Source organism: Neorhizobium sp. LMR1-1-1.1 (genome assembly GCF_040675795.1).
GTDB lineage: Bacteria > Pseudomonadota > Alphaproteobacteria > Rhizobiales > Rhizobiaceae > Neorhizobium > Neorhizobium cellulosilyticum.
This window is the reverse complement of sequence record NZ_JBEGHE010000017.1, coordinates 123114-134508: the sequence shown is the minus strand read 5'-3', so window position 1 is coordinate 134508 and position 11395 is coordinate 123114. Positions and strand designations below refer to the sequence as shown.

Sequence of the window (11395 nt, the reverse complement as noted above, 5' to 3'; positions counted from 1 at the left end):
GACACGTCGCCTCAACGAATTGACAACAATACCTGCCTGCAGACCTCCTCGGAAGGGGGCGAGATCATCCCGGAATCACGGGGCGCAATCATCTCGGAACAAAGGGGCGGCTTCATCGGAATCAGCAAGCGGACGTCTCGTAGTTGGAGACGGTTCCTTTCATCGAAGTTCAAACCCGGTATTCAAGGACGCAGGCCGCCACATCCAGGAGGTGCGGGCGACAGAGGTTGATAAGCTAAATAATCTGATCTGTCGAGTTTTTGCTTTCAGCTGGACGTCAATGGAATCTTGTTCGTCAGTCTCAATGTCGAAGCTGCAAACTATCCATGCAGCGGGAGCAAAGGTGGTGTAGCAGGATGCAGGGGTGAGACCTTCATGCAATGATGGCTCGGTCAGCGCGAGCAAAAAGAGCTTTTCGGCCTTAGGCGCTGGAGCGTTGCGCCTGCTCAACAACGCTGCCGATCAAATGAGCCCGGCTTTATGGGGCGAGGGCCCCTGTAGGTCTGGCGACTACTGGGTTGGGCCCAGAGGGGGTCGTTTCTGCTATTCTACTGGCGGAGCGAAGAGCTATCTCAGAAAATCGGGTGTATGGCCATAATGGCCAGGCAGCAGGAATTGAGGCCGCCTGCTGTTCAGGCGATGGAGTCCAGGACCCGTTCATACCACTTGCTGATTTTTTTCAACGCATCGAATATCCGTAGGTCAGTACGGTATCGGGCAGCGGTCTCAGCTTGCTATCCAATCAATCTCTTGCTCATATTCGATCAGCGCTCTTGCCAAAGTCGATTGAGTGCAGAGACCGTCATGTCAGGCTGGTCGTGTGCGGGAGGGTTCGGTTGAGAGGCTGAACCTTCCCTCTCCACCCCAGGTGCCGCGATTCGCTTCGAGACCCTACCGCCGTGTCGTCAAACAGCTTGAAAGCTACAAGTGCCGGAAAATGCCCCTTTGATCGACATTCCGGCCTCCTCGGCAGCTTGAACGAATGCCGTACGGGCCAAATCAGGATCTGCGTCCGACGTGATACAGTCGAGGCATGCCTTCACCGCTTCATAATAGCGGTCGCCATCCTCGATTGGCCATTCCGATAGAAGTTCCTCGGCAGCTTCCTCGACCGAACTGATGGTTAAGTCTGGATTTGCGTCCCCGAGAGAGATTATGACTGGATTGAAAATATGCAGATTGTCCCGTTCCAAAACACAAACTCCTCCTGCGCTTCATCAAACGTTTACCGAGCAATAACCGTGCCACAGATGGAAAATTGCTAGGGTTGTCACCACGGTCATTGGAAGAGGAGGCTGTAAGTAAAGCGACCCCGATCCAGCGCTGCCAGGCTTGATCAGCTTATGCAGGTGGGGCTGCAACACTGTGTCCGACATCAGCGCCCATGAGACAGAATTGGCTTAATTGAGAAGAGAGGATTTTCGGCTCATCGTAGCTCTATCAAAGGAAGCGAAGATGAGACAGAAAACCGGGCCGCAGACATCGGCGGCCGAAAAGACGATCAAGGACATCCGCCGCGCCACGCGCAAGCACCATTCAGCCGAGGACAAAATCCGCATCGTGCTTGAAGGGCTGCGAGGCGAAGACAGCATTGCTGCGATCTGCCGCCGTGAGGGGATTGCCGAGAGCCTGTATTATAGCTGGTCAAAGGAATTCCTCGAAGCGGGCAAGAAACGACTTGCGGGTGACACCGCCCGTTCGGCCACCAGCGACGAGGTGAAAGCGCTGCGCCGTGAAAGCCGCGACCTGAAAGAGGCGCTGGCCGACCTCACCTTGGAAAACCGCCTGCTCAAAAAAAGCATGATCGCGGATGGGGGCGACGACGAATGAGATACCCCGCCACCGAGAAACTGGAAATCATTCGGTTTGTCGAACAGTCGCATCTGTCGGCCAGGCAAACCCTCGACAAGCTCGGCATTCCAAGGCCGACCTTCTATCGCTGGTATGATCGCTTCCTGACCCATGGCGTTGAAGGGCTAGAAGACCGGACGTCCGCGCCATCACGGGTGTGGAACCGCATCCCCGAGGATATCCGCGATCGCATCATCTCACGCGCACTCGATCACGCCGACCTCTCGCCGCGCGAGCTGGCGGTAAAGTTCACCGACACGGAAGGCTATTTCGTGTCAGAGGCTTCGGGCTACCGCCTGCTCAAGGCCCATGACCTAATTACGTCACCAGCCTATATCGTCATCAAGGCCAACGACGAGTTCAAGGACAAGACCACGCGGCCGAACGAGATGTGGCAAACCGACTTCACCTACCTGGAGGTCATCGGCTGGGGATGGTTTTACCTGTCGACCATCCTCGACGATTATTCTCGTTACATCATCGCCTGGAAGCTGTGCACCAGCATGAAGGTGGAAGATGTCACCGACACGCTCGATCTGGCACTGGCCGCCTCAGGCTGCGACAAGGTCAAGGTCGAACACCGACCGCGACTGCTGTCGGACAATGGCCCTTGTTACGTCGCCTCCGATCTCGGCGAATGGCTGGAGAAGTACAAGATCGACCAGGTCCATGGCGCTCCTGGTCATCCGCAAACGCAGGGCAAGATCGAACGCTGGCACCAAACGCTGAAGAACCGCATCCTCTTGGAAAACTGCTTCTTCCAGGAAGACCTCGAAGCCCAGATCGCGGCCTTCGTCGAGCATTACAATCATCGACGATACCACGAGAGCCTCGACAATCTCACTCCGGCCGACGTCTACTTCGGATGCGGCCAGACTATCCTGCTCGAACGCGAAAGGATCAAACAAGATACGATCAAACAGCGCCGCTTGAACCACCAAGCCAAAGCGGCTTAAATCAACCCGCAGACCGAGCCGGAAACTCCATTCTTCCAGAGCCCCAAAAGTCTCAAATCATTTGATGACGGACAATCATCGTCAATTTCGATGGGCACAATAGCGAACGGCTGTATCATTCGGGGCGAGCGTCTATCTCCGCCTCCAAGTCGGTCCAAAAACAATACCGTATTGCCGCAGCCATGCGGCGAAAAAAGGGAGGCCAACACCTGGAACAAAAGGAGCCCCGGAACGAGCGCCTAGTTGAGGTTTGGGGATCTCCGAAGCCGGGCGGGCAGGCCCGATCTGAGGGGGACCGAACCTGCACTTAGGGACTTCTGGAGGTGGATCAGGATGCCTGAGGCCCGTTCACGTCCGCCGAACCACACGCTCGCCTATTAGTTCCCGCTAAGGTTTCTCAACATGCGATTTGTGATTGTTGCTGCGCTTTGTCAGACCAGCGAGGGGCCGAACACTCATTTCGGATAGACGAGCCTTCAGTTTGCTAAACCCGCCGAAAACGATAGTGACGCACTAATGTCAATGAACTACCGTCGGTACGTCTTCAAATGCGGCCATACCCTCCTCTTCCACAGTGGAGAGGAATTCCGCGTAAGCTTCCTCGTCTGTCTCGAATGGATCGTCCCAAACGGTCGATGTGTTGTGCTCGTTCACAACTTCTAAATGCCATCCAGTTTCGAGCTCAAGTCGGAAAATGTTAACTTCAACCACCCGGCCATCCTTGGCAAACTTCGTGCAGCGGGAAGAGTAGATGATCTTGGGGTCAGCTTCCATGCGTCATTCCTGTCAGCGTTGAACCAATAGCGACTAGAACAGGCACACTAATGGCTAGAATTGGGTCGAATCAACCCTCCTGCGGCTGCGGATCAAGCTGACGGGGATCGGGGAGGTGAGAAAGTCGTCTTCATGAGGCCACTAGACGAAAAGTTCGAGAGCGAATTGCAAAAGCAGACGACCGCTGAAACGAGTGGCGAGGGTGCCGCCGTTTCTCATTGCTCCGTTCGGTTAGCACCAGGTCCATACACTTTCATTATATCGTCGATGTCCTCTCCAGAACAACCGCGTCTCGAAACCCAAGCGAATAGCCGAGAAGTCGAGCGCGCGTGGGTATCCATCAAGATCATATTAGATATCTTCATGCGCTGGAATGCGCGCCGTGGCTCTTTGAGCCGAACAGATGGCTCTCATCTACTAGATCTCCAATCTTGAGTTCGCCGTTCCAAGTGGATCTGCTTGTTAGGGTTCTAAAAACCTAAGCCTGCCGGGGACAATGGATCGTCCTTGTGTCCAGATCCGTTGCAAAGGATCGGCAGCGACCCGGCGTCATCCTCGATCGCCAGTCTTTCAAGCAGCCGCCTTGCAGTTTCATCGAAAGGTTCTCCGCTCTCCATTAACGTTCGAGCGGTAACTTTTAGTTGGGGATAGCTGAACGCTGTTGGATGAAGACCTAATACCGACCAAACATATCGCCCCTCGAGACTAGCAATGAGCACGATCTTCGAAAACACCGCGCCTCTAAGGGCGCAGTAAAGCTGTTGGGTAAAACGCCTGCATAGGCCGCGACGACGATGAGAGATCGTTACATCGAAATGGCTGATATCGACCAGACCACTCTTGGTGTTGAATCATAGAACAGCTGTCACCCTGCCTTTAACTTTGCCCACGAACCTACCGTCCGAGCTTTCGTTACCCTTAGGCGATGATGCCCCAAGCCTGACGCTGCTGCGGCAAGAAGGCGAGCCACATGAAGCAAGTCCTCGAAAGAAGCGGAAGGGGCTTGCGGTACCGGATTTGGAACCTTGGGAGACGGCGAACTCCTTAGCGCAAGCGCCCGCTTCAAGATAGCAATGGATTAATCAATGTCGGACCCATGAAAAGGATGAGTGGCCCATATCCATCCGATCGCATCTGCTTGCAATCGCTGCCTGCATCGCACGATGCGCTACACAGCGCGAGGGGTTCAAGCGTAGCGCAGGGGCGTCAAAAGCGCAGCAATCCGGTTCTTCGGAAGACGCAATTGATGAAGCATCCCACGTCATGCGGCATCTTCAACTTCCAGCCTAAATGCAAGTCGGACGCCGCCAAGAGATGCGATTTCAGGAGCTTAGACCTGGTGGACAGCTACCGGATCTTTTGTACGTGATCACGCGGGTTGTGGACAGATCAACGGGGCAAAATCACCGATTATTTTCCTTGACAGTTCGATAGACTCAGTGAAACGACTTTTGTCGACAAAGTCAATTTCTTTCTTTGGGAGGATAAGATGAAAATTGATGTCCAGGCCGGCTCGAATATTCCAGCCGCCATTCTCTTGAACTCACTGGATAATGTTGCCGTAGCCCGACGTGAGATCGCGATTGGCGAAGCGTCCGGCGTCGACGGAATTGTGGCTGAAGCAGTCATTCCACGCGGTCACAAGATCGCGATCCGCGCAATCGCCAAGGGTGAGGCCGCGACGAAATACGGCCAGACGATCGGCATCGCCAGCTGCGATATCGCTCCCGGCGACCATGTCCATCTGCAGAACATCGCCATGCAGGACAGCGACGTGACGCACCATTTCTCGTCGCACGTGCCGGTGATCGATTTTGTGCCGGACGCCGAACGCCGGACCTTCGAAGGCTATCTGCGGCCGGACGGCCAGGTCGGCACCCGAAACTATATCGGCATCATCTCGTCGGTGAACTGTTCCGCCACCGTGTCCCATGCGATTGCCGATCATTTCAACCGCGGCGGCGGCCTGAAGGGGTACGACAACATCGACGGCGTGGTTGCGCTGACGCACGGGCAGGGCTGTGCGATCGGTACCGGTACCGAAGGTTACGAATATCTGATCCGGACACTGAGCGGTTATGCGCGCAACCCGAACTTTGCCGGTATCCTGATGATCGGCCTCGGCTGCGAGGTGAACCAGATCTCGCTGATCCAGGAGAAATACGGGCTGGAGGAAAGCCAGTTCCTTAGAACCATGACGATCCAGCAGCTCGGCGGCACCCGCAAGACGGTCGAGGTCGCATCTGCAATCATCGTCGAAATGCTCGATGCACTTAAAGGGCTGGAGCGGACGACCCAGCCGCTTTCCAAGCTGAAGCTGGCGCTGCAATGCGGCGGCTCGGACGGTTATTCCGGCATTTCCGCCAATCCCGCTCTCGGCCATGCATCCGATCTTCTGGTCAAGCACGGCGGCACGGCTGTCCTGAGCGAGACGCCGGAAATCTATGGCGCCGAACATCTTTTGACCATGCGTGCGGTAAAGCCGGAAGTTGCGCAGAAGCTGATAGACCGGATCGAATGGTGGGGCGACTACACGTCGCGCCACGGTGCCGAACTCAACAACAACCCGTCGCATGGCAACAAGGCGGGTGGCCTGACGACGATCCTGGAGAAATCGCTGGGAGCGGTCGCCAAGGGCGGCTCAATGCCGATGCAGGCGGTCTATGAGTATGCTGAGATCATTAACGAAACCGGCTTCGTCTTCATGGATACGCCCGGCTACGATCCGGTCGCGGTGACCGGACAGATTGCCGGTGGCTGCAATATGCTGATCTTCACCACCGGCCGTGGTTCCGTCTCCGGTTTCAAGCCGGTGCCGACGATCAAGGTTGCAACCAATACGGAAATGTTCGAACACATGAGTGAGGACATGGACGTCAATTGCGGTGATATCGTAAACGGGCGCGAAAGCATCGAGGAAGCCGGCGAGCGGATTTTCGAGACGCTGATCGCGGTCGCTTCGGGGCAGCGGACGCTGAGCGAAATCTATGACTACGGCAATAATGAATTCGTGCCCTGGCAGCTTGGCGCGATCACCTGACGGCAGCCTGTAACGGAGAGGACTTTGGAGCGACAGCCGGCCTATCGGCGCATAGCCGAACATCTCGATGGGGCGATCCGTGACGAGCGGATCGCTACCGGCGCGATCATCAAGATCGCAGAAGTCGCCAAGATCTTTGGGTCGAGCCGCTCTCCGGTGAAACAGGCTTTCGAAATCCTGGAGGCGCAGGGCAGCGTGCGCTCTCATGACGGGCAGGGGTTCGTGGTTGGAAACGATAGCGAACCTTTCCGTTTTATGCTGACTGCTGATCATCTGACGCTGGGCGACGGCGAGATCGATGCAAACCAGAGCGCTCTTGACGACCTGTATTTCAGGATCGAGCGCGAACTGATCCTGCACTCGATGTCCGGGCATCTGCGTGTAAACGAACTGGCGCTTGCCCGGCATTTCGGCATTGGCCGGACGGTGGCGCGCGACCTCATCTTCCGGGCCAACAAGCTCGGGATCGTTGCGCGGGGAAACGGCGGACACTGGCAGATCGTCGGCCTTGACGTCGAACGTTGCCGAAATCTCTATGACCTGCGGCGAATCCTGGAGCCGATCGCGCTGGAGGCCGCAGCATCGCTGATACCGCGCAGCGAACTTGAAGACATGCGAGGTCGTCTTGGCGAAGCGATTGCCGTCTCGCCTGCTCTGGATATCGTCGATCTTGATAGGCTGGAAAACGATCTTCATCAGCGATGCCTCGGATATTGTCCCAATCCGGAAATCATCGAGGCGCTTTCCCGCACTGCACCGACCTATATCTGCGGAAAATATCTGCAGGTCACTTTATCCGACAACCCGACTATCGAAACCTTCATGCATGATCACAACGAGATCATCACCCTTATACTGGACGGCAGGAGTACGGACGCAGGTGAGCGCCTCCGTGAACATCTTGTGTTGTCCTGCGGGCAGATCGTGGAGCGGCTGACGGAATATCTTGAAACGAAGACCACGCCGGATGTCGAATATATTTGGTGAGGTCACACCCGGTTTTCACAGCGGGTGCGTTGACTTTCCAGATGACCTATCAGCCGATCGCCATAAGGCTGGCGTTGCCGCCTGCAGCGGTCGTGTTGATTGACGTGGAGATTTCCTCAAGCAGCCAGTTCAGGCAGTAGGCCTCAGAATCCATCGCAAGTTCTGCCGAGGGTGAGGCTTGAACGAGAACGAGTGGCCCCGGCAGCGCGGCGATCCTCTTCGTGATTTCGACGAGACGCTCGCCTTCGCCCTCGATCAGTGCACCGGCAAAGGGGGCATCCTTGGCCCAATCCTCGCTCCAGGTGATCCGCGCAGCGACGTTTGCCGGCAGATCGCCGAGCGAAGCCTTGAGGCCTGAAGCAGCATCGATTGCGACCTCGTTCCCCGTAGCAAGCGCTGCGGTGAGTTGGCGATAGAGGCCGATTTCCGTCTGTGGGACAAGCAGGACGCGGCCACGCGGGTGAAGCGCGTAGATATTGCGTTCACCGACCGGGCCGGCGAGATCGGTTTGCAGGCCAAGTGCGGAAACGGCGCCCGTCTCGCGGGCATCCTGTGCCAGTCTGTTACGGCCGCGCTGGCCGAGCCAGCGAGCGAAATCCGTCAATGCAGGATCGGTGTGGACCGAGCTGTGGCGTGGCGGAACCGGGGCCTTGTCGACCAGACGGCCGAGATAAAGCGGACCTCCTGCCTTCGGGCCTGTCCCGGACAGGCCGCGTCCGCCAAACGGCTGAACGCCGACGACAGCGCCGATGACGTTTCGGTTCACATAGATATTGCCGACCCGGATGAGGCCGGTCACCTGCGCGATCGTCTCGTCGAGGCGCGTATGCAGGCCGAAAGTCAGGCCGTAGCCGGTACCGTTGATATCCTCGATCAACCGTTCCAGATCATCGCGCTTGTAGCGTACGACATGCAGGACCGGACCGAAGACTTCGCGCTGAAGATCCTTCAGCGAGCCGATCTCGATGATCGTCGGGGCAACGAAGGTTCCGTTTGCTGTTTCAGGGCCGAGCGGCAACTGCTCAACCTTGCGGCCAAGCGTGCGCATGGCTTCGATATGCTTTTCGATATTGCCCTTGGCTTCTTCAGTGATGACGGGGCCGATATCGACATTCAGCGTGTCGGTGCGACCGATCGAAAGCTCCTTCAGTGCGCCCTTGAGCATGGAAAGGATGCGGTCTGCGACGTCTTCCTGCAGGCAGAGAACACGCAATGCCGAGCAACGCTGGCCGGCGCTGTCGAAGGCTGACGCGATGACATCGAAAACGACCTGCTCGGCGAGCGCCGAGGAATCGACGATCATCGCATTCTGGCCACCGGTTTCGGCGATCAGCGGGATCGGCTTGCCGTTTGGCAGCAGACGGCGGGCCAGTTCGGCCTGGATGAGACGCGCCACTTCAATGGAGCCGGTGAACATGACGCCGCAGGTCTGCGGTGCTGCAACGAGTGCCGCACCGATGCGACCATCACCCGGAAGCAGCTGAAGAGCATTGGCGGGAATGCCGGCCTCGTGCAGAATGCGGATGCCCTGCGCGGCGATGAGCGGAGTTTCTTCCGCGGGCTTAGCCAGAACCGGATTGCCGGCGACCAGCGCTGCGGCAATCTGGCCGGTGAAGATCGCCAACGGGAAGTTCCATGGGCTGATGCAGACGACAGGGCCGAGTGGACGATGTCCCGGGCCGAGCGTGCGGCGCGCCTGTTCGGCATAATAACGAAGGAAATCGATTGCCTCACGTACTTCCGCAATCGCGTTGGGCATGGACTTGCCGGCTTCGCGCATGATGAGGCCGAGCAGATCCGGCATTTGAGCCTGCATGATATCGGCTGCGCGCTCCAGGCAGGCAGCACGGTCTGTGGGAGCCGTGGCGGCCCAGCCCGCGGCTGCACTCGTGGCGATTGTCATGGCCTTGCCGGCGCCGGCTTCCGTGATCTCGGTGACCGTGCCGACAACATCGCGCCGGTCGCCAGGGTTGAGCACCGGACGGCTGGCTCCAGCATTTTCCAACGTTGAAGCGGAAGTCCATTCACGGGTGGACGAGTTTTTCAGCGATGTGGAGAGTTCCGCAAGCGTCGTTTCGTTTGAGAGATCCAGCCCGGTGGAATTTAACCGGGCACCATAAAGATCGCGGGGGAGAGCGATCTGATCGTGACGGGCGCCGATCTCAGCCATGCCACGAACCACATCGACTGGGTCGATCACCAGTTCATCTACCGAAACGTTCTTGTCGCCGATGCGGTTGACGAAGGAGGAGTTGGCGCCGTTTTCCAAGAGGCGTCGAACCAGATAGGCAAGCAATGTTTCATGGGTGCCGACGGGAGCGTAGACACGTGCGGGGCGGCCAAGTTTGCTTGTGCCGACAACCTCGTCATAGAGCGGCTCCCCCATTCCATGCAGGCACTGGAATTCGTATTTGCCGCTTTGGAATTCCGGCCCGGCGATATGATAGATCGTCGCCAAAGTCTGCGCATTATGGGTCGCAAATTGCGGGAACACAGCGTCGGTCGCCGCCAGCAGTTTGCGGGCACAGGCAATGTAGGAAACATCGGTATGGACCTTACGCGTGAAGACTGGAAAATCCTCCAGCCCGTCCACCTGAGCACGTTTGATTTCCGCATCCCAATAGGCGCCCTTGACGAGACGAACCATGATGCGACGGCTGTTGCGGCGGGCGAGATCGATGATGAAGTCGAGCACGGCCGGGCAACGCTTGCCATAGGCCTGCACGACGAAGCCCATGCCCTCCCAGCCGGCGAGATCAGGATCTTCGCAAAGGCTCTGCAGAAGATCGAGCGACAGTTCGAGACGGTCAGCCTCCTCGGCATCGATATTGAGGCCGATATCGTATTTTTTCGCCAACGCTGCGAGAGCCTTTACCTTCGGCAGCAACTCGCCCATGACGCGGTCGGCTTGGGCGCGGACGTAGCGCGGGTGCAGCGCCGACAGCTTGATGGAAATGCCGGGGCCGTCATAGATGCCGCGACCGGCAGAAGCCTGGCCGATGGCGTTGATCGCCGTTTCGTAATCCTTGTAGTAGCGCTCGGCATCTGCCGCCGTCGTCGCGGCCTCGCCCAGCATGTCATAGGAGTAGCGGAAACCGCGCTCTTCCAGCGGCTTTGCACGCTTCAAAGCCTCGGCAATCGTTTCACCGGTGACGAATTGCTCGCCCATCATGCGCATTGCCATATCCACGCCACGGCGGATGACCGGTTCGCCACAGCGAGCGATAAGGCGAGTGAGAGCGGCAGAAAGGCTGCGACCATCGACCGTGTTGGTGAGCTTGCCGGTGACAACAAGGCCCCAGGTGGCGGCATTGACAAAAAGCGAACGGCCACCGCCGACATGGGACTTCCAATCGCCATCTGAAATCTTGTCGCGGATCAGCGCATCGCGGGTTGCCGTGTCGGGAATACGAAGCAGTGCTTCTGCCAAGCACATGAGGGCCACGCCCTCCTGGCTCGACAGCGAATATTCATGCACCAAGCCCTCCACGCCGGTACCTTTGTGCTTTGCGCGGAGTGCCTTGATCAGCTGGCTTGCCGTCCTGCGTATTTCGCGACGGGCGTCTTCCGGCAACGTTGCCTCCACCAGAAGCGCAGCAACGCTTTCGCCCTCCGGCTTGCGGTATGCCGCGGTGATGGCGCGGCGCAAATCGCTCTGCTCGCGTAGAGCGGGCGCAAAATTTTCAAATGCCGGGAATGCGTCGGTATTCTTGTCGAAGGAGCGAGGGTTCGTCATGGCGGTTCCCGGTTGTCGTAGGAGTCAACAAGTCGCGGAAGATAACATAGC

At 57.6% G+C, this 11395-nt stretch carries 6 protein-coding genes; 3 read left to right on the top strand and 3 right to left on the bottom strand.

Features of this window, described 5'->3' with window-relative positions; genetic code table 11:
- Positions 1-905: 905 nt before the first annotated feature.
- Positions 906-1193, bottom strand: coding sequence for a DUF982 domain-containing protein (locus MRBLMR1_RS09965; protein ID WP_206827852.1), 288 nt, complete (start codon positions 1191-1193; stop codon positions 906-908).
- A 262-nt stretch (positions 1194-1455) separates the two neighbouring features.
- Between MRBLMR1_RS09965 and MRBLMR1_RS09960 the strand changes: the two genes are divergently transcribed.
- Positions 1456-2807 (top strand): IS3 family transposase gene (locus MRBLMR1_RS09960; protein WP_500064377.1). Its coding sequence is split into 2 segments (ribosomal slippage): positions 1456-1792 and positions 1792-2807, totalling 1353 coding nucleotides; the frame shifts between segments, so codons are not numbered across the junction.
- A gap of 519 nt (positions 2808-3326) precedes the next feature.
- Here the strand turns inward: MRBLMR1_RS09960 and MRBLMR1_RS09955 are convergent.
- Complete coding sequence (locus tag MRBLMR1_RS09955; protein ID WP_500064375.1) at positions 3327-3581, bottom strand: hypothetical protein; 255 nt, start codon at positions 3579-3581, stop codon at positions 3327-3329.
- Positions 3582-5070: 1489 nt separating this feature from the next.
- On the opposite strand from MRBLMR1_RS09955, the gene MRBLMR1_RS09950 reads away from it, so the two are divergent.
- Together MRBLMR1_RS09950 and MRBLMR1_RS09945 are read left to right on the top strand one after the other, a co-directional pair.
- Entirely contained in the window at positions 5071-6621 is a 1551-nt protein-coding gene (locus tag MRBLMR1_RS09950) for a UxaA family hydrolase (protein ID WP_500064373.1), read from the top strand.
- A 24-nt stretch (positions 6622-6645) separates the two neighbouring features.
- The gene (locus tag MRBLMR1_RS09945; RefSeq protein WP_500064371.1) at positions 6646-7608 is read left to right on the top strand and encodes a GntR family transcriptional regulator; all 963 of its coding nucleotides are present in this window, start codon (positions 6646-6648) and stop codon (positions 7606-7608) included.
- A gap of 49 nt (positions 7609-7657) precedes the next feature.
- Here MRBLMR1_RS09945 and putA read toward each other — a convergent pair whose 3' ends face one another.
- Positions 7658-11344, bottom strand: a complete 3687-nt coding sequence (putA, locus tag MRBLMR1_RS09940) for a trifunctional transcriptional regulator/proline dehydrogenase/L-glutamate gamma-semialdehyde dehydrogenase (RefSeq protein WP_500064368.1) — start codon at positions 11342-11344, stop codon at positions 7658-7660.
- Positions 11345-11395: the final 51 nt, after the last annotated feature.

Excerpts from the sequence above, each read along its gene's own strand:
- MRBLMR1_RS09950 (WP_500064373.1), top strand. The coding sequence starts at position 5,071 with ATGAAAATTGATGTCCAGGCCGGCTCGAATATTCCAGCCGCCATTCTC.
- putA (WP_500064368.1), bottom strand. The coding sequence starts at position 11,344 with ATGACGAACCCTCGCTCCTTCGACAAGAATACCGACGCATTCCCGGCA.
- MRBLMR1_RS09955 (WP_500064375.1), bottom strand. The coding sequence starts at position 3,581 with ATGGAAGCTGACCCCAAGATCATCTACTCTTCCCGCTGCACGAAGTTT.